Source organism: Ensifer sp. ENS03 (genome assembly GCF_014852035.1).
GTDB lineage: Bacteria > Pseudomonadota > Alphaproteobacteria > Rhizobiales > Rhizobiaceae > Ensifer > Ensifer adhaerens.
Window position 1 is genome coordinate 122,298 of sequence record NZ_JACVAV010000013.1, and the last position, 18,600, is coordinate 140,897.

The 18,600-nt window shown below is 65.5% G+C and carries 14 protein-coding genes; 12 read left to right on the top strand and 2 right to left on the bottom strand.

What is annotated here, in order from left to right; translation table 11 throughout:
* Positions 1-61: 61 nt before the first annotated feature.
* From bcsA to IB263_RS30670, 12 genes are all read left to right on the top strand, one after another.
* The gene (gene bcsA / locus IB263_RS30615) at positions 62-2,239 is read left to right on the top strand and encodes a UDP-forming cellulose synthase catalytic subunit (protein ID WP_034789955.1); all 2,178 of its coding nucleotides are present in this window, start codon (positions 62-64) and stop codon (positions 2,237-2,239) included.
* Positions 2,239-4,566 (top strand): cellulose biosynthesis cyclic di-GMP-binding regulatory protein BcsB, encoded by a 2,328-nt coding sequence (locus IB263_RS30620; RefSeq protein WP_192439444.1) that lies wholly within the window; start codon positions 2,239-2,241, stop codon positions 4,564-4,566. Before bcsA ends, IB263_RS30620 begins: the two co-directional genes overlap by 1 nt.
* A complete protein-coding gene (locus IB263_RS30625; RefSeq protein WP_113080664.1) occupies positions 4,563-5,612 on the top strand; it encodes a glycosyl hydrolase family 8 in 1,050 nt (349 codons plus the stop codon). The genes IB263_RS30620 and IB263_RS30625 overlap by 4 nt, the downstream gene beginning before the upstream one ends.
* Positions 5,609-7,789 carry a cellulose synthase gene (locus IB263_RS30630; protein ID WP_192439445.1) on the top strand — a complete coding sequence of 727 codons (2,181 nt, stop codon included), beginning with the start codon at positions 5,609-5,611 and terminating at the stop codon, positions 7,787-7,789. The genes IB263_RS30625 and IB263_RS30630 overlap by 4 nt, the downstream gene beginning before the upstream one ends.
* Positions 7,790-8,099: 310 nt before the next feature.
* Positions 8,100-9,263: an isovaleryl-CoA dehydrogenase gene (locus tag IB263_RS30635; RefSeq protein WP_060606349.1), complete on the top strand. Its 1,164-nt coding sequence runs from the start codon at positions 8,100-8,102 to the stop codon at positions 9,261-9,263.
* Between the two features lie 44 nt (positions 9,264-9,307).
* The gene (locus IB263_RS30640) at positions 9,308-10,915 is read left to right on the top strand and encodes a carboxyl transferase domain-containing protein (RefSeq protein ID WP_060643944.1); all 1,608 of its coding nucleotides are present in this window, start codon (positions 9,308-9,310) and stop codon (positions 10,913-10,915) included.
* Between the two features lie 10 nt (positions 10,916-10,925).
* Entirely contained in the window at positions 10,926-11,309 is a 384-nt protein-coding gene (locus tag IB263_RS30645) for a RidA family protein (protein WP_034789939.1), read from the top strand.
* A 15-nt stretch (positions 11,310-11,324) separates the two neighbouring features.
* Positions 11,325-13,313 (top strand): acetyl/propionyl/methylcrotonyl-CoA carboxylase subunit alpha, encoded by a 1,989-nt coding sequence (locus tag IB263_RS30650; protein WP_034789937.1) that lies wholly within the window; start codon positions 11,325-11,327, stop codon positions 13,311-13,313.
* The gene (locus IB263_RS30655) at positions 13,310-14,179 is read left to right on the top strand and encodes a hydroxymethylglutaryl-CoA lyase (RefSeq protein ID WP_034789935.1); all 870 of its coding nucleotides are present in this window, start codon (positions 13,310-13,312) and stop codon (positions 14,177-14,179) included. The genes IB263_RS30650 and IB263_RS30655 overlap by 4 nt, the downstream gene beginning before the upstream one ends.
* Complete coding sequence (locus tag IB263_RS30660) at positions 14,176-14,961, top strand: crotonase/enoyl-CoA hydratase family protein (protein ID WP_034789934.1); 786 nt, start codon at positions 14,176-14,178, stop codon at positions 14,959-14,961. Before IB263_RS30655 ends, IB263_RS30660 begins: the two co-directional genes overlap by 4 nt.
* A gap of 71 nt (positions 14,962-15,032) precedes the next feature.
* Positions 15,033-15,404 (top strand): antitoxin Xre/MbcA/ParS toxin-binding domain-containing protein, encoded by a 372-nt coding sequence (locus IB263_RS30665; protein ID WP_034790287.1) that lies wholly within the window; start codon positions 15,033-15,035, stop codon positions 15,402-15,404.
* Entirely contained in the window at positions 15,404-15,913 is a 510-nt protein-coding gene (locus tag IB263_RS30670; RefSeq protein ID WP_060529103.1) for an RES family NAD+ phosphorylase, read from the top strand. Before IB263_RS30665 ends, IB263_RS30670 begins: the two co-directional genes overlap by 1 nt.
* Positions 15,914-15,945: 32 nt before the next feature.
* Here the strand turns inward: IB263_RS30670 and IB263_RS30675 are convergent, their stop codons facing one another.
* Positions 15,946-17,310, bottom strand: a complete 1,365-nt coding sequence (locus IB263_RS30675) for an FAD-binding oxidoreductase (RefSeq protein ID WP_110818718.1) — start codon at positions 17,308-17,310, stop codon at positions 15,946-15,948.
* 163 nt (positions 17,311-17,473) lie between these two features.
* Entirely contained in the window at positions 17,474-18,598 is a 1,125-nt protein-coding gene (locus IB263_RS30680) for a sulfate/molybdate ABC transporter ATP-binding protein (RefSeq protein WP_192439446.1), read from the bottom strand.
* Positions 18,599-18,600: the final 2 nt, after the last annotated feature.

Genomic DNA, 18,600 nt, shown 5'->3' on the forward strand with positions numbered 1-18,600 from the left:
TCGGTCGAATATGGGTCGGGCAATACCAGTGGCATGATGCCGAACGCTGGAAGGCAAATGTATGAGCAGGATCGGATCGGTTGCCGCTTGGGCGTTTTTCTCGCTTTGTGTGATGGCGGTCATCACGCTGCCGGTGAACCTCCAGACGCAGCTCATCGTCAGCGTTCTCATCGTTACCTTCATGGCCGTGCTCAAGCTTGCCAATGCCGGCGGCCGCTGGCGGCTGATCGCGCTCGCCTTCGGTACGGCGATCGTGCTGCGTTATGTCTATTGGCGCACGACAAGCACGCTGCCGCCGCTCAACCAGCTTGAAAACTTCATCCCGGGCTTCCTGCTCTACCTTGCTGAAATGTACAGCGTGATGATGTTGTCGCTCAGCCTGTTCGTAGTGGCGATGCCGTTGCCGCCGCGAAAGGCGAGTTCGATCTCTCCCGGCAAGTTTCCGAAGGTCGACGTCTTCGTGCCGTCCTACAACGAGGACGCAGGCCTGCTCGCCAATACGCTTGCCGCCGCCAAGGCGATGGATTATCCGGCCGACAAGCTGACGGTGTGGCTGCTCGACGACGGCGGCACCCTGCAGAAGCGCAACTCGGCAAACCTTGTCGAAGCGCAGCGCGCATCCGCCCGCAATGCCGAACTGCAGGCGCTTTGCGACGATCTCGGCGTGCGCTACCTCACGCGCGAGCGCAACGAGCACGCCAAGGCCGGCAACCTCAACAACGGCATGCTGCACTCCGACGGCGAGTTGATTGCGGTCTTCGATGCCGACCACGCGCCGGCGCGCGACTTCCTTTTAGAGACCGTCGGCTATTTCGAGCAGGACCCGAAACTGTTCCTGGTGCAGACGCCGCACTTCTTCCTCAACCCGGATCCGCTTGAGCGCAACCTGCGCACTTTCGAGAAAATGCCGAGCGAGAACGAGATGTTCTACGGCATCATCCAGCGCGGTCTCGACAAGTGGAATGCCGCCTTCTTCTGCGGCTCGGCCGCCGTTCTTCGCCGCAAGGCGCTGGAGGATACCGAGGGCTTCAGCGGCATGAGCATCACCGAGGATTGCGAAACGGCATTGGCGCTGCACGGACGCGGCTGGAATAGCATCTATGTCGACCGCCCGCTGATCGCCGGCCTGCAACCGGCAACCTTCGCCAGCTTCATCGGCCAGCGCAGCCGCTGGGCGCAAGGGATGATGCAGATCCTCATATTCCGCTTTCCGCTGTTCAAGGGCGGACTGTCGATCCCGCAACGGCTTTGCTACATGTCGTCGACACTGTTCTGGCTGTTTCCGATCCCGCGGACGATTTTCCTTTTTGCGCCGCTCTTCTATCTGTTCTTCGACCTTGAGATCTTCACGGCGTCTGGCGGCGAGTTCCTCGCCTATACGCTGGCCTACATGGTCGTGAACCTGATGATGCAGAACTATCTCTACGGCTCGTTCCGCTGGCCCTGGATCTCTGAACTCTACGAGTTCGCCCAGACGGTGCATCTGCTGCCGGCGGTCATCTCGGTGCTGCTGCGGCCGAGCCGGCCGACCTTCAAGGTGACGGCAAAGGATGAATCGATCCTGGAAAGCCGGCTCTCCGAGATTGCCCGGCCGTTCTTCGTCATCTTCGCGGTGCTTTTCGTCGCCCTGCTCATGACGGTCTACCGGGTCTACACCGAGCCGTACAAGGCAGACGTGACGCTCGTCGTCGGCGGCTGGAACCTCTTGAACCTGATCATGGCCGGCTGCGTGCTCGGCGTCGTGTCGGAGCGCGGCGAGCGGGCAGCCTCCCGGCGCGTCAAGGTCAGCCGCCGCTGCGAATTCGGGGTCGCCGACAAATGGTATCCGGCAACGATCGAGGATGTCTCGGCGCACGGCGCGCGCGTCCAGGTCTACGGCATCGACGCATCGACGCTGCCGACCGACACCGAGGGCGGGATCCGCTTCGAGCCCTACAGCGGCAGCGGCGTGGCCGAGACGCTGCCTGTCGCGATCCGCAACAAGGAGGTTGCCGGCGATATCACCATCATGGGCTGCCGCTACCTGCCGCAGGTCGCCCGCCATCACAGCCTGGTCGCCGACCTGATCTTTGCCAATTCGCGGCAATGGAGCGAGTTTCAAAGCGCCCGGCGCGGTAATCCGGGACTGGTGCGCGGAACGTTCTGGTTCCTCTGGCTGGCGCTCTATCAGACGAGCCGCGGCATGATCTACTTCCTTCGCAGCCTGCGTGGCTCCGAGGCGCAGAAGGAGGGCGCTTGATGCTCAGGCGCCTCGTTCTCCCAGCCCTCTTGCTTGCGAGCCTTGCAACCGGCGTGTCGGCGCAGCCGTCGCCTTTCGACATGTCCGGCGAGCGCCCGGCGGATGCCCCGATCCTGCAGCCGCCGGCAGACACCGGAAGCAACGCCGGGCCGGCAGAGCCCATCGTCACGCTCAAGCCGCCGGACGACTTCAAGCGCTTCATCATCCCGTTCAGCGCACTGTCGCTGACCGGCGAGGTCGATGAACGCACCTGGTCCGTCTATCTGACGCCGGCGCAGGCGCAGTCTGCCGCCTCGCTTAATTTCGCCTATCAGAACGCGATCGTCGTTGCGCCGGAAGCGTCGACGCTTTCGATCTTCGTCAATGGCGAACTGGCCGGCGAGAAGCCGATCGGCTCGGCGGAGGCCGCCACGCCGCTGAGCTACGACCTGAAGCCCGGGTTGCTGCGCGCCGGATCCAACGATATTCGCGTCAAGGTTCGCCAACGCCACCGCACGGACTGCACGGTCGAATCGACCTATGAACTGTGGACTGAGATCGCACCGGAATCGGCCTTCATCCGCTTTTCCTCCGGCGACAGCGCGACGCTTTCCAGTCTCGACGACGTACGCGCGGTCGGGCTCGATGCGCGCGGCCGGACGCAGTTCAACCTGGTCGTACCCGGCCTCCAGCAACCGAGCCGAACGGCAACTCTGATGCGGCTCGCGCAAGGCATGGCGTTGCGCGGCCAGATGCCCGCCCAGGAATTCGCCCTCAGCGAGACCATGCCTGAACTCGCGAAACCCGGGCAGATGACTGCGCTCGTCGGCATCGCGGAGGAAGTGGCGCCGTTCCTCGAGCGACTGCCGGAAGGTGCGTCGAGCGGCCCTGTCGCCATGTTCGTGCGCGACGGCAAGACGAAGTCGTCGGTGCTGGTGATCAGCGGTCCAGACTGGTCCGCCGTTCAGGAGGCGATCGAGGGGATCACGCAGCCGATGGACCGCCCGAGCAACGTGCCGCGCGACGTCATCGCCACCGGGCGTTGGCAGTTGCCGGAGACGCCGCTGGTCGTGACGAATGCGCGCCTGCGCTTCTCCGAGCTCGGGGTGGAAACCAGCGAATTTACCGGCCGGCGCTTTCGCACGCGTTTCTCCGTAGCCGTGCCGTCGGATTTCTATGCCGACGCCTATGGCGACGCGACGCTTTTGCTCGACGCTGCCTATACGGATGCCGTGCTTCCAGGCAGCCACATCGACATCTATATCAACGGCAACATCGCATCGACGATCCCTTTGAACTCGGCCACAGGCGACATCCTGCGCCACCTGCCGATCAAAGTAACGATGCGCCATTTCAAGCCCGGTCCGAACCTGATCGAGATCGAGGCGGTGCTTTCCGCCGAGCCGGACAAGGTCTGCGCGCCGGGAACGCCGGCCTCCAACGATCCGCGCTTCGCGCTCTTCGATACGTCCGAACTGCGGATGCCGGACTTCGCGCGCATCGGTCGCCGGCCGAATATCGCCGCGATTTCCGGTGCCGCCGCCCCCTATCGCAGTGATAGCGCCGCCGTTCCCCTTTTCCTCGACCGTGCAGACGAGGACACGCTGTCGGCGGCCGCGACCTTCCTTGCCCGCCTGGCGGTTGCCGGCGGCAGGCCGATGCTGGTGGAGGTGATCACATCGCCGCTTGCAGCCGGCAGCCGCAACGCGATCTTCATCGGCGCCATGCCGCAGTTGCCGAAGACGGTGCTGACACAGGTCGGTATCGACCCCGCCAGGCAGATGTCCTGGGGCAATGCGGAGGACACCGGCCGTCCTGACGACACCCAGAAAGCCATCGACGAATGGCGCACGCGCCTGAGCGGCGGCGCCTGGCGCAACCAGGTCACGGGGTTTCAGACCTGGGTGAAGCAGGAGTTCGACATTTCGCTGAGCTCGCTGCGTATCCTGCCCGAAGCGCAAGCCGCCTATATTCCGCCGGAAAGTGCCGGGCTTGTGATTGCGCAAGGCGCCAATCCGAGCGACGACGCGACCTGGACGCTGCTGACGGCGCCAACCGGAAAGCGTCTGCGTGAGGGCACGGCGGCGATCGCCGACGTCACGCGCTGGCAACAGCTTGCCGGGCGGGTCTCGGCCTATGAGCCGGCGACGGACAAGATCGAGGCGACGCCGGTCGCCGGATTCGATTTCGTCCAGACGCAGCCGCCGTCGCTCACCAACTATCGCCTGATCTTTGCCAACTGGCTGTCCAGCAACATCATGGTCTATGCCCTGCTGCTGATCGTGCTGTCGGTGCTTCTGGGGCTGGCAACATCCTCGATGCTGACCCGCCTGGGGCGGCGCCAATGAGGTGGCGAACCGCGCTTCTCGCCGGATTGCTTGCGCTCCTTTTGCCGATGGCGGCCGGAGCCGACGAACAGGCGGGTTCGGTGAAGGCTGGGGAATGGGACCAATACAAGGCGCGGTTCCTCGATTCCGGTGGCCGGATCATCGACGACGCCAATGGCAATGTCAGCCATAGCGAGGGACAGGGTTATGGCCTGCTTCTCGCCGTGCTGGCCGACAACCCGGCCGACTTCGCGCTGATCTGGTCGTTCACGCGCCGTGAGCTGCTGCTGCGCGACGATGGGCTGGCGGCGTGGAAGTGGAGTGCCACCGAAACGCCGCACATTATCGACATCAACAATGCCACCGACGGCGACATCCTGATCGCCTATGCGCTGGTGCTCGCCGGTGAACGCTGGAAGCGGCAGGATTACCTGCAGGCCGCCTCGCGGATCGCCAAGGCCATCCTCGACAACACCCTGCTCGATCATGGCGGGCGAACGCTGCTGTTGCCCGGCGTTACGGGCTTCGGCACGACCGATCGCCCGGATGGCCCGGTGGTCAATCCGTCCTACTGGATCTTCGAGGCTTTTCCCGCACTTGATCGGGTAGCGCCGTCGCCGCGCTGGAAGGCGCTCTCGGATGACGGCCTGGCCTTTATCAATGCCCTGCAATCAGGCCCGAGAAAACTGCCGGCCGACTGGGTCAGCCTGCGTGCGATGCCGAAGCCAGCCCAGGGCTTTCCCGCCGAGTTCGGCTATAACGCTTTGCGGATCCCGCTCTACCTCGCCCGGGCGGACATGGGTGGCCGCGATCTGATGGCGCGGCTGCGGGCGGGAATGGCCGGCGACAACGACGCATTGGTCCTCAGCGACGCCTCTACGGGGGCCGTTCAAACCAGCCTCACGGACCCCGGTTATCGATTTGTTAACCATATTCTGGCCTGTGTCTTGGACAGGGTTCCGATACCCGACAGCGTCAAGGTGTTCAGCCCGACGCAATATTACCCTTCCACGCTGCACCTGTTGGGGCTGTCTTACGTGAGGGAGAAGCGTCCGGAGTGTCTATGAAGTCCTCAATCGTTGCCATTGCCGCTGTGATGACTACGGCGATCGGGGTTGCCGGACTGACCGATGGCGGCTTCTTGCGCCAGGACAACAAGAAACTCGGCAGCTTGACTGGCGAGAGCCAGGAGGCGCCCGCCGTCGGCGGCAGCGCCGGCCAGGGCGCGCGCGGCGCGCCGCCGCAATTCACCGAGGTGGCCCAGGCCGACAGGCCGTCGGAGGAAGCACAAAGCACAAGCAAGCCGCAGTCGGTGGTCGACGAATCGGCGCTTCGCTACTTTGCCGCCAAGGGCGATACCGCACGGCTGCAGGCGGAAATCTCGCGCCTGCGCTCGCTTTATCCCGACTGGGTCCCGCCCGCCGATCCGCTGGCTGTGCCGCGCAGCAACGACGTCGCGCTCGAAACCATGTGGCGGCTCTACTCTGAAGGCCGCTACGCCGAAGTGCGCAAGGCGATCGCCGAGCGTCAGGCGAAGGAAGCCGCCTGGCAGCCGCCATCGGACCTGCTCGAGCGCCTCAACGTCGCCGAGGCTCGCGCCCGGCTGGTGAACGCCTCCGAGCTCAAGCAGTATGAAACCGTGATTTCGATTGCTGCGAGCACGCCGAGCCTTCTGACCTGCTCGGAAGTGGATGTGCTCTGGCATGTGGCGCAGGCCTTTGCCGAGACCAAGCGGCCGGACCGGGCCCGCGATGCCTATCTCTATGTGCTGAAGAGCTGCGACAACGCGCCGGAACGGCTCGCCACCGTGCAGAAGGCTGCCGCTGTGCTGTCCTACGCGACGCTGCAGGATCTGCTCGCGCTCGAGCGCACCACGCCGGAGGGCGTGCCGGAGTTCGAAAGCATCCGTGATGATCTCGCCCGGCGCTTCGTTGCCGAAGGTGACGGAGACAAAGCGCTTGCGGTTGATCCCAAGTACGTCCAGCGCGTCGAAAAACTGGCCGAGACCGGTGGCACGGCAAGCGACGCTCTGCTGCTCGGCTGGTATCAGCTGCGCCGCGACAACATGAGCGCCGCCGAGCAATGGTTCCGCCGTGCCCATGACAAGGAAGACAGCGCCTCCGCCGCGCAGGGGCTGGCGCTGACGCTGATCGCGCGCAAGGCACCGCTCGAGGCCGAGGCCGTACTCTACCCGTGGCGCGATAGCTCGCCCGATGCCCTTGCGACCTATTTCGCGGCGACTGCCAATCTGCTGGCAATCGATCCGCCGGTCGCCCTCGATGCCGCCGTGCTGGCGCGGATCGCTCAGGAAACGACCAAGGCCCGCGAACCGGCCACGGCCCAGCAGTTCGGCTGGTATGCGCGCGCCCTCAACCAGCCGGCAACCGCCGCACAATGGTTTGCAACGGCGCTGCGCTGGAAGCCGGACGACGAGCCGTCGGCCTATGGCCTCGCGCTCAGCCGTGACCAGCTGAACGACAAGGATGGCGTCGTCGAAGTCCAGCGTTTGTGGTCGGGCCGTTCCGAACGCATCGCCCGGCTTGGCGAAGTCAAGGAGAAGCTCGACGAAGTCAGCCGCGCGCCGCTTCCGACGGCCGAGGTGCAACGGACGCAACCGCAGCCGACGGCCCGTACCACCGTCGTCACAGAGGTGGTCGAGCAACCTGCCGCTCAGAGGCCGCGCACGGGCGGCGTCGTGCAGAAATCGGTGCGCAGCGGGGCCGGCTGCCGAACCACCATCAATCCCGCCGGCATGGCGCCGCAGGCGGCGCTCGCGCGCGGCTGGTGCCTGATGGACCTCAACCGGCCGCTGGAGGCCGCCGAAGCATTCGAGGTGGCCTTGCAGGCGCCTGCGTCGCAGATGCGCGAAGACGCGGCCTATGGCCAGAGCCTGGCCTACCTGCGCGCCGGCCTCACCAACAAGGCGGCGGTGTCGGCGACCAAGTCGACGCAGAGCCGGGGGCGGGTCGACGAGCTGCAGACGGCGATCCTCGCAGACCGTGCCATTGCCGCCTTCAATGCCAATCGCTACCGCGAGGCCATCCTTTTTCTCGATCAGCTCGGGCAGATCTCGACCCGCCGCCAGGACCTGATGGTGCTGCGCGGCTACGCCTACATGAACCTCAAGTACCACGCGGAAGCGCGACGCATCTTCGAGGCGCTTGCCGCCACCGGCAATAGAGACGCGATGCAGGGCCTTGCGGCCGTCGAGGCCAGCCAGGAAATCTGGCCGAACAAGAACTGATCGTCGATCCCGCGATGTCACGGCGACACCTGTTGCCGTACCAGGAGTGGAACGCCTGCCGCCGGACTCGGCGCGAGGGCCCGCCAACTCGTTCGCGCACAGGATGCAATCGGCAGGCGGTTCCGGATTTGCATATCGTGCTTGGCTTTGCCCCTCTTTGGAAGGAAATTAGCGAAACGCGGTGCTATCGTCCGGCCATGTCGCGGCGTTGATCTCATTGCATTCGCTGCGATCCGCGTAGAGGATGGAGCGTTATCGTCCGGCCGCTGTGGGAGGAGACCGCACTGGCCGGCACGATGGGAGGATAGACATGTTTCAGGGCGGATTGAGCTTCGCGCTTGGCGAGGACATCGACGCGTTGCGCGAGAGTGTGCGGCGCTTCGCAACGGACCGTATCGCGCCTTTGGCGGACGAGACCGATCGCAGCAACGCATTTCCGATGCCGCTCTGGCGCGAGATGGGCGAGCTTGGTCTGCTCGGGATTACCGCCGGCGAGGAGCATGGCGGGGCCGCTATGGGCTATCTCGCCCATTGCGTGGCGATGGAGGAGATCAGCCGCGCATCGGCCTCGATCGGCCTTAGCTACGGCGCCCATTCCAATCTCTGCGTCAACCAGATCAACCGCAACGGCAACGACGACCAGAAGGCGCTTTACCTGCCGAAGCTCATTTCCGGCGAGTATGTCGGTGCGCTGGCGATGTCGGAGCCCGGCGCCGGTTCCGACGTCGTTTCGATGACGCTCAGAGCCGACAAGCGCGGCGACCGTTATGTGCTCAACGGCAACAAGATGTGGATCACCAACGGTCCGGACGCCGACGTGCTCGTTGTCTACGCCAAGACCGATCCGACCGCCGGCCCGCGCGGCATCACCGCCTTCCTCGTCGAGAAGGGCTATGCTGGCTTTTCGACCGGCCAGAAGCTCGACAAGCTCGGCATGCGCGGCTCCAACACCTGCGAGCTGATTTTCAAGGACTGCGAAGTGCCGGAAGAAAACGTACTCGGCACCATCGGCGGTGGCGTGCGCGTGCTGATGTCGGGGCTCGACTATGAGCGTGTCGTGCTTTCGGCCGGGCCGCTCGGCATCATGGCCGCTTGCCTCGATGTGGTCGTCCCCTATCTGCATGAGCGCAAGCAGTTTGGCCAGGCGATTGGCGAGTTCCAGCTGATGCAGGGCAAGCTCGCCGACATGTATGTGACGGCGAATGCGGCGCGCGCCTATGTCTATGCCGTGGCGGCGGCCTGCGATCGCGGCGAGACCACGCGCAAGGATGCGGCCGGTTGCATTCTCTATGCGGCTGAGAAGGCGACGGCGCTGGCGCTCGAGGCGATCCAGGCGCTCGGCGGCAACGGCTACACCAACGACTACCCGGCGGGTCGCCTGCTGCGCGACGCCAAGCTCTACGAGATCGGCGCCGGCACCAGCGAGATCCGCCGCATGCTGATCGGGCGGGAGCTGTTCACCGAGACGCGGTAGCCGCCGGCAACTGAAGCGGCCGAACTCGATCGAAAGAGGACTTGATGACCGTTCTGAAATCTCACATTTCTCCGTCCTCCGATACGTTCAAGGCAAACCAGGCGGCCATGGCGGAGGCGATCGCGACTGTCGAAGACGCGGTGAAGGTGGCGGCCGCCGGCGGCGGTGATACCGCGCGCGAACGCCATGTCAGCCGCGGCAAACTCTTGCCGCGCGACCGGGTGGCCAGCCTCATCGATCCGGCAACACCCTTCCTCGAAGTCGGCATGACGGCGGCGCACGGCATGTACAACGGCGATGCGCCGGCGGCCGGGCTGATCACCGGCATCGGCCGGGTGTCTGGCCGTGAGTGCATGATCGTTTGCAACGACCCGACGGTCAAAGGCGGCACCTACTATCCGCTGACGGTCAAGAAGCACCTGCGCGCGCAGGAGATCGCCGCGGAAAACAATCTGCCCTGCATCTATCTGGTCGATTCCGGCGGCGCCAACCTGCCGAACCAGGACGAGGTTTTTCCGGACCGCGATCACTTCGGTCGGATCTTCTATAACCAGGCCAATATGTCGGCCGCCGGCATCCCGCAGATCGCCGTGGTGATGGGTTCCTGCACCGCGGGTGGCGCCTATGTGCCGGCCATGTCCGACGAGACGATCATCGTCGAAGGCCAGGGCACGATCTTTCTCGCCGGCCCCCCGCTCGTGCGCGCCGCGACCGGCGAGGTCGTCTCGGCGGAGGATCTCGGCGGCGCCGATGTGCACACGCGGCTCTCCGGCGTGGCCGACCATCTGGCGCGCGATGACGCTCATGCACTGGCGCTCGCCCGCCGGGCCGTTTCGGCACTCAATCGGCTGAAGCCGTTGACGGTCGAGCTGGTGACGCCTGAGCCGCCGCTCTACGACCCGCACGAGATCGCCGGCATCGTGCCCTCGGATCTGCGCACGCCCTACGACATCCGCGAGGTCATCGCCCGCACCGTGGACGGTTCCCGTTTCGACGAATTCAAGGCGCGCTACGGCACCACGCTCGTCTGCGGCTTTGCCCATGTGCACGGCATCCCGGTCGGCATCATCGCCAACAACGGCGTGCTGTTTTCGGAATCCGCCCTGAAGGGCGCGCATTTCGTCGAGCTCTGCGCCCAGCGCAAGATCCCGCTCGTCTTCCTGCAGAACATCACCGGCTTCATGGTCGGGCGGAAATATGAGACGGAAGGCATCGCCAAGCACGGCGCCAAACTGGTGACGGCGGTGGCGACGGCACGTGTGCCGAAGGTGACGATGCTGGTCGGCGGTTCCTTCGGCGCTGGCAACTACGGCATGTGCGGTCGGGCGTTTTCGCCGCGGTTCCTGTGGACCTGGCCGAACAGCCGCATCTCCGTCATGGGTGGTGAGCAGGCGGCCGGCGTCCTGACGACCGTGCGCAGCGAGGCCCTGAAGCGGGCGGGAACGCCCTGGAGCGAGGAGGAGGAGGCGCGTTTCCGCCAGCCCATCCTTGATCTCTTCGAACGCCAGAGCCATCCGCTCTATGCCTCGGCCAGACTTTGGGACGACGGCGTCGTCGATCCGCGCAAGACGCGCGACGTGCTCGGCCTGTCGCTGTCGGCGGCGCTCAATGCGCCGATCGAAGACACGCGCTTCGGCCTCTTCAGGATGTAGGGACACCGCCATGAAACGCGAAAACATCAATGCCCCGAACGCACCGCAGCCGCGTGGAGGCTACTCGCAGGCCGTTCGCCTGGAGAACTTCGAGCGTCTGCTCTTCGTCAGCGGGCAGGTGCCGCTGACGCCTGAAGACGCGCTGCCGAAGGGTTTCGAGGCGCAGGCGCGCCAGGTCTGGGCCAACATCGACGCGCAATTGACCGCGGCGGGCATGACCAAGGTCGATATCGTCAAGGTGACGGTGCTGCTTGCCGATCGGCAACACGCCATGGCCAACCGCGCGGCCCGCGCCGAATATCTCGGCGCGCTAGCACCCGCCATGACGGTCGCGATCGCCGGCATCTTCGATGCCGGATGGTTGCTCGAAATCGATGTGATCGCAGCGCAATAGGGCCAGGAGATGCCGATGTTTTCCAAACTCCTGATTGCCAATCGCGGTGAGATCGCCTGCCGGGTGATCCGCACAGCCAAGCGCCTCGGCATCCGCACGGTCGCCGTCTACTCCGATGCCGATGTCGGCGCGCTGCATGTGGCGCTGGCCGACGAGGCGATCCGCATCGGCCCGGCGCCGGCGCTCGACAGCTACCTTGTGGCCGAACGCATCATCGCGGCGGCGCACTCCGTCGGCGCAGACGCCATTCATCCCGGCTACGGCTTCCTGTCGGAGAATGCCGACTTTGCCGAAGCTGTCGAGGCGGCCGGCATCACCTTCGTCGGACCGTCGGCGTCGGCCATTCGCGCCATGGGGCTGAAGGATGCCGCCAAGGCGCTGATGGAGCAATCCGGCGTGCCGGTGGTTCCGGGCTATCACGGCGAGACACAGGAGCCGGACTTCCTTGCCGGGGAAGCGGTGAACATCGGCTATCCCGTGCTGATCAAGGCGCGCGCCGGCGGCGGCGGCAAGGGCATGCGGCGGGTCGACAGCGCCGCCGACTTTCCGGCTGCGCTGGAGGCGGCGCGCCGCGAGGCGGAAGCGGCCTTCGGCGACGGCGCGGTCCTGATCGAGAAATATCTGACGAAGCCGCGGCATATCGAGGTGCAGGTCTTCGGTGACCGGCACGGCAACATCCTGCATCTTTACGAGCGCGACTGCTCGCTGCAACGACGCCACCAGAAGGTGATCGAGGAAGCGCCGGCGCCGGGCATGACCGCGGAAGTGCGGCGCGCCATGGGCGAAGCCGCCGTTCGCGCGGCGCAGGCGATCGGCTATGTCGGCGCGGGCACTGTCGAGTTCATCGCCGACGTGACCGACGGACTCTGGCCGGATCAGTTCTATTTCATGGAAATGAACACCCGGCTGCAGGTCGAGCATCCGGTCACCGAGGCGATCACCGGCATCGATCTCGTCGAGTGGCAGTTGCGGGCTGCAGCCGGTGAAGCGCTGCCGAAACGCCAGAGCGAGATCGCCATCGACGGCTGGGCCTTCGAGGCCCGCATCTATGCGGAAGACCCGTCGCGCGGCTTCCTGCCGGCGACCGGGCATCTCACGACCTTGAGCTTTCCGGAGGAGGGCGTCCGTGTCGATGCCGGTGTCCGGCAGGGAGACAGGATCACGCCGTTCTATGACCCGCTGATCGCCAAGCTGATCGTGCACGGGTCCAACCGGTCGACGGCGCTGGCCAGGCTCGAGAACGCGCTCAGGGCCTGCCGCATCGGTGGCACGGTCACCAATCTCGATTTTCTGGCCCGCCTTGCGGCCGAACCGGATTTTCGCGCCGGGCACCCCGATACCGGCCTGATCGATCGTTCGATCGATCGGCTATCGGCGTCGCCGGTGCCGAACGATGCGGCCCTCGCGCTTGCGGCCATCATTTCGACCGGAGCCTTGCAGCCGGACGGATCGGCCGATCCCTGGTCTTCGCTCGGCCATTGGCAGATTTGGGGTGACGCAAACCGCAACATCGCGATCGAGCACCTGGGTGGACGGACGACCGTGGCGCTGGCGGCCCGTGGCCGGGATCAGTTCGCCGTCCACACCGGGACGGCGGCGCTGCCGGTCGTTATCCTCCATCGCTCTGCCGATGGCGCCCGGGCGGAAATCGCCGGCGCGCAGCAGGAGTTCCGTTTCCTGCGCGAAGGCGAGCAGATCACGCTGTTCCTGAACGGTGAGACCTACGGACTTCGCTTGCCGGACGCGCTTGGTGCCGGTCACTCAAGCGAGGTCGCCGACGACGCGGTCTCGGCGCCGATGCCCGGCATCGTCAAGCTCATCCGGGTCCGCCCCGGTGATGCGGTCGAGAAGGGCCAGGCGCTTGCGGTCATGGAAGCGATGAAGATGGAACTCACCTTGTCGGCCTCGCGCGCCGGCGTGGTCGAGAGCGTGCAGGTCAGCGAAGGCGAGCAGGTGACAGCCGGCGCCGTGCTGGTGATGCTCCAGCCGGAGAGCGCGGAATGAGCGGAGCGGCGCCTGGGCATGTGACGATCGTCGAGATGGCGCCGCGCGACGGGCTGCAGAATGAAAGCGCGCTCGTCCCAACGACTGAGAAGATACGTCTCGTCGATATGCTCTCGGATTGCGGCTACGAGCGGATCGAGGTGACGAGCTTCGTCAGCCCGAAATGGGTGCCGCAGATGGCCGACGCCGCCGAAGTGATGGCCGGCATCCGGAGGCGGCCCGGGACGCGCTACGCGGTGCTGACGCCCAACATGCGCGGTCTTGAAGCCGCGCTCGAAGCCGGCGCCGACGAGGTGGCGATCTTCGCGTCGGCTTCCGAAACCTTCTCGCAAAAGAACATCAATTGTTCGATCGCCGAGAGCATCGAGCGGTTCCTACCGGTTGCCGAACTGTGCCGGGAAAAAGGAATTCTGCTGCGCGGCTATGTGAGTTGCGTTGTCGAATGCCCTTATGAGGGTGCGATCGCCCCAGCGAGCCCCGCCCGCGTCGCCGACCTGCTCGACGATCTCGGTTGCTACGAGATCAGTCTCGGCGACACGATCGGCCGCGGCACGCCGGAGGCGGTGGACGCGATGCTGGCCGCGGTGCTGGAGCGCATTCCGGCCAACAGGCTCGCCGGGCATTTCCACGACACCTCCGGCCGCGCGCTCGACAACATTGCCGTTTCGCTCGACCGCGGCCTCAGGGTCTTCGACGGTTCGGCCGGCGGTCTCGGTGGCTGCCCCTATGCGCCGGGTGCTGCCGGCAATGTCGACACGCTCGCCGTCAACGCCTTCGTAACGGCCAAGGGTTTTGCGACGGGGCTCGACGTAGCGAAGCTCGAACAGGCCGCCGCTTTCGCGCGGACCTTAAGGACGGGATCATGACCTTCGAAACGATCCGGATCGAAACCGATGCACGCGGTGTCGCGCGGCTGACCTTGGCACTGCCGCAGAAGCACAACGCGCTTTCGGCGCGGATGATCGGCGAACTGACCGAGGCGGCAGAGCAGCTTTCGGCCGACCGTTCTGTCCGCGTCGTTATCCTTGAGGGCGAGGGCCGCAGCTTCTGCGCCGGCGGCGACCTCGGCTGGATGCGCGAGCAGTTCGATGCAGACAGGGCGACTCGCATTGCTGAGGCGACGCGATTGGCGATGATGTTCAAGGGGCTGAACGAGATCTCGAAGCCCATGATCGGCCGCCTGCATGGCAATGCCTTTGGCGGCGGCGTTGGCCTCATGAGCATCTGTGACGCGGCGGTTGCCTCGACCGACGCCAAGTTCGGCCTGACCGAAACACGTCTCGGCCTGATCCCGGCGACCATCAGCCCCTATGTCGTCGCCCGCATCGGCGAGGGTAAGGCGCGGCCGCTGTTCATGTCCGCCCGTCTGTTTGGTGCGGAGGAGGCGCGCGCCTTGGGGCTCGCCACCACCGTTGTCACCGCCGACGCGCTGGATGCGGCGATCGAAGCGGAGATCGAGCCCTATCTGGCGGTCGCGCCGGAGGCCACCGGCCGGGCCAAGCGACTGGCTCGCTCGCTTGGGGCTCCAATCACCGAAAAGACCATTGCCGCGACCATCGAACAGCTTGCCGATTGCTGGGAATCCGATGAGGCGCGTGAGGGTGTCGGCGCGTTCTTCGACAAGCGCGAGCCCGCCTGGCGGCGATAGGCGTCCTTGATTTGGGCATGTTTTGATCTTACTTTGATAACACGATGATCAAAACAAGTGCGGATCCTGTCATGGCTGCTGTCGGTCTCAACATCTCCACCGCCCACTACGGCGAGAGCCAGTCGTCCTTCCTGTCCGCTCGGCTGGTCGCCGAACGCCTTGGCGTGACGCTTGCCGAACTCGCGAAGCTGATCGGTGTCGCGCGCAACACGCTGACGGCGAAGTCCAGTGCCCGAAAGGTCGATGCGGCCTTGAGCAGCGTCGTCCGTATCCTTGCCATAGCCGGCGAAATGGCGGGCGACGACAGCCGCGCCGTCATCTGGTTCAAGCACCAGCCGATCCCCGGCTGGGCCGGCAAGACCGCCTATGATCTCGTCGGCGAGGGCAAGGCCGACAAGGTGCTCGCCTATCTCGAAGCCGTGCGTTCCGGTGTCTACGCCTGATGGCGGTTGGTGCGCCGGTGCGCCTCTGGCGCGCCTATGTGCCGCGCTGGGCGCATGCGCCGCTCTCGGGCGAAGGGGCAGGGCGGTACGGTGGGAGGTGGAATCCCGTTGGAACGCCGACGATCTATGCCGCCCGCGAGCTCTCGACCGCCTGGGCCGAATACAATCAGGGTTTCGTCCAACACCCGGCGCTGATCGCCCAGCTTGAACTCCGCTTTGCCCGTCTTGCCGATCTGACGGCGCCGGAGATCCTTTCCGACCTTGGTCTCACCGAAGAAATCCACCGATGCGAATGGCGTGATGCGCTCGATCGTGGTCTGGTGCCGGAGACGCACCGCCTGCAACTGGCGTTGAGCGACCGAGGCTTCGATGGCCTGATCTATCCGTCCTTCATGTCGCCCGGCGGCACCTGCGTCGCGCTGTGGCACTGGAACGCGGGCGAGGGTTCCGAACTGAAGGTTATCGATCCCGAAGGGCGCCTGCCGAAAACGCCGGCGTCCTGGCTCTGAAGTTGAGCCGTTTGCGTGGCGATGAGGCTGCCTCAGATCACCTTGCCCGGATTGAGGATGCCGTTCGGGTCGAGCGCCCGTTTGATCCGGTGCATGAGTTCGAGTTCGGCCGGGCTGCGCGAATGGTCGAGGAAATCCCGCTTCAGCGTGCCGATGCCATGTTCGGCCGAGATCGAGCCTTTGTAGCGCCGCACGATTTCGTAGACGATGCCGTCGACGATATGCGGCGTGTCCGCGTCGCTGTCAGGCTCCGAAAAGGCGATATGCAGGTTGCTGTCGGCGACGTGGCCGAAGAAGGAGACATGGGCGGCCGGGAACCGTTGAGATAGAGCCGCACCACATTCCGTGGCGAAGCGGCCGATATCGCCGATCGGCAGGCTGACGTCGAGGTTGACGAGCGCCGGCAGCTGGCTGTCCATCGCGTGGCCTTCGCGCACGCTCCAGAACGAACGGCTTTCTTTCTCCGACTGGGCGATCAGCGCATCGGCAATGATCCCATCTTCAAGCGCCTCACCGAGAAAGACCTCGAAGCCGTCACGCTCGCTGGCATCACCGAGCAGATCCTGCTCGACGATCACCGCGAAGGGCGGGATTTCATCGAAGAACTTCAGCTTCTCCGCCTCGGCGTTGAAGCGGAAGTAGTTTTTCCACATCGCCTCGAAGGCCGAGAGGCCGGGCAGGCGGCGTTGGCAGCGCGTGAGGAAGGCGACCACATCGTCGTAGCTTTCGAGAGCGCAGAGCGCCGTCAGCCGGCCGGCGGGCAAGGGCCGCAGGCGCAGGACCGCGCGGGTGATCACGCCGAGCGTTCCTTCGGAGCCGATGAAGAATTGCCGGAGGTCGTAGCCGGTGTTGTTCTTGATCATCTTGTTGAGCGACGAGATGATCGTGCCGTCGGCGAGCACCGCTTCGAGACCGAGCACGTTGTCGCGGGTCACGCCGTAGCGAAGCACCCGGATGCCGCCGGCATTGGTGGCGAGGTTGCCGCCGATCTGGCAGGAGCCGCGGGCGCCGAGATCGATTGGCAGCAGGAAACCGGCGTCTTCGGCGGCGCGTTGCGCCACTTCGAGCGGCGTTCCGGCCCGCACAGTCATGGTGCCTGCCTGTGGGTCGATCTCTTCGATGCCGGTGTAACGCTCGAGCGAGATCACCACCGCGTCGTTGCCGGCGTTGGCGCCGCCAGCAAGTCCGGTGAGACCGCCCTGGACGACGACTGTTTGGCCGTTCTCGTTGCAGAGGCGGAGGGCCGTGGCGATCTCGCCACTGCTTGTCGGGCGGATCACGGCTTTGGGCAGCTCCCGGCCGGTCAGGCTGGCGTCGCTGCGGTGGCGTTCGCCGATTTGCGTGCCGGTGAGCACGATGTCGCCGAGGGCTTGTTTCAGGTCGTCGACGATCGTCATGCGCTTCTCCCGGTTCCGCAGCCATTGTCGGCAGCGGGTATCCTTGCTTAGCGCATCGCGAAGCAAACGGATATCCGCACGGCGACTCTCAGCCCGTCGTTGTCGGCGCGCTTGCACGCTAGGCATGACGAGACGGGTGAAACTGGGCTAGGAGCGCGACCGGTCAGCTGCCGGTGCGTGCCAGTTCAAACGGTTCGGCGGTCTCCACTTCGGCCGGCGGCTCCGGCGTTGCGGCCGCATTCGCCTGCTCCTCCCTGAACAGTTTCCACTTTGTCGGTCGGAAGGCGATGCGGCTGTGGTCGCCGGCAGCGGCGCGTTCGGGCGAGAGTTCGATCTCGACATGCGGATGGTTGCGGCCAAGGTCGAGTTCGAGATGGCGGGTGCCGGCAACGCGGCGGCTGGCGGCAACGAGGCCGGCAAGGCAACCGCCGCAGCCGTCGACCAGCTCGATGTCGTGCGGGCGGAAGTGCAGTTTCGCGGGGCCGTCGGGCTCGGACGGGGCGCGCAGCCCGATCGGCCGATCCTCGAACCAGATCTCGCCGTTCTGCAGCGTAACATTGAGGCAGTTCGACTGGCCGATGAAGCCGTAGACGAAGGGCGAGACCGGATGGTCGTAGATCTCGTCGGGGGTGCCGACCTGTTCGATCACACCCTTGCTCATGACGACGACGCGGTCGGCGAGTTCCAGCGCCTCGTCCTGGTCATGGGTGACGAAGATCGTCGTGTGGCCGGTGCGGTCGTGAATGTCGCGCAGCCACTTGCGCAGTTCTTTCCGGACCTGTGCGTCGAGCGCGCCGAAGGGCTCGTCGAGCAGAAGCACGTTCGGTTCCACCGCCATGGCGCGGGCGAGCGCCACACGCTGGCGCTGGCCACCCGAGAGCTGCGCCGGATAGCGCTTGTCGAGGCCGGAGAGCTGGACGAGGTCGAGAAGGTCGAGGGCGCGCTTGCGGATCTCGGCCGACGGCGGGCGGCGATTGGAGGGCCGCACCTTGAGGCCGAAGGCGACGTTGTCGAGCACGGTCATGTGGCGGAACAAGGCATAGTGCTGGAAGACGAAGCCGATGTTGCGCTCCTGCACGGTCTTTTGCGAGGCATCCTCGTCGCCGAAGAAGATCGTGCCTTCGGTCGGGCTTTCGAGCCCGGCAACGAGACGCAGAAGCGTCGTCTTGCCGGAGCCGGAGGGGCCGAGCAGCGCGATCAGCTCGCCGGAGCGGATGTCGAGCGAGACGTCGTCGAGCGCCGGGAAGCGGCCGAATTCCTTGCGGATGTTGTGAACGCGCACGTCCATGA

Excerpts from the sequence above, each read along its gene's own strand:
- bcsA (WP_034789955.1), top strand. The coding sequence starts at position 62 with ATGAGCAGGATCGGATCGGTTGCCGCTTGGGCGTTTTTCTCGCTTTGT.
- IB263_RS30620 (WP_192439444.1), top strand. The coding sequence starts at position 2,239 with ATGCTCAGGCGCCTCGTTCTCCCAGCCCTCTTGCTTGCGAGCCTTGCA.
- IB263_RS30625 (WP_113080664.1), top strand. The coding sequence starts at position 4,563 with ATGAGGTGGCGAACCGCGCTTCTCGCCGGATTGCTTGCGCTCCTTTTG.
- IB263_RS30630 (WP_192439445.1), top strand. The coding sequence starts at position 5,609 with ATGAAGTCCTCAATCGTTGCCATTGCCGCTGTGATGACTACGGCGATC.
- IB263_RS30635 (WP_060606349.1), top strand. The coding sequence starts at position 8,100 with ATGTTTCAGGGCGGATTGAGCTTCGCGCTTGGCGAGGACATCGACGCG.
- IB263_RS30640 (WP_060643944.1), top strand. The coding sequence starts at position 9,308 with ATGACCGTTCTGAAATCTCACATTTCTCCGTCCTCCGATACGTTCAAG.
- IB263_RS30645 (WP_034789939.1), top strand. The coding sequence starts at position 10,926 with ATGAAACGCGAAAACATCAATGCCCCGAACGCACCGCAGCCGCGTGGA.
- IB263_RS30650 (WP_034789937.1), top strand. The coding sequence starts at position 11,325 with ATGTTTTCCAAACTCCTGATTGCCAATCGCGGTGAGATCGCCTGCCGG.
- IB263_RS30655 (WP_034789935.1), top strand. The coding sequence starts at position 13,310 with ATGAGCGGAGCGGCGCCTGGGCATGTGACGATCGTCGAGATGGCGCCG.
- IB263_RS30660 (WP_034789934.1), top strand. The coding sequence starts at position 14,176 with ATGACCTTCGAAACGATCCGGATCGAAACCGATGCACGCGGTGTCGCG.
- IB263_RS30665 (WP_034790287.1), top strand. The coding sequence starts at position 15,033 with ATGGCTGCTGTCGGTCTCAACATCTCCACCGCCCACTACGGCGAGAGC.
- IB263_RS30670 (WP_060529103.1), top strand. The coding sequence starts at position 15,404 with ATGGCGGTTGGTGCGCCGGTGCGCCTCTGGCGCGCCTATGTGCCGCGC.
- IB263_RS30675 (WP_110818718.1), bottom strand. The coding sequence starts at position 17,310 with ATGACGATCGTCGACGACCTGAAACAAGCCCTCGGCGACATCGTGCTC.
- IB263_RS30680 (WP_192439446.1), bottom strand. The coding sequence starts at position 18,598 with ATGGACGTGCGCGTTCACAACATCCGCAAGGAATTCGGCCGCTTCCCG.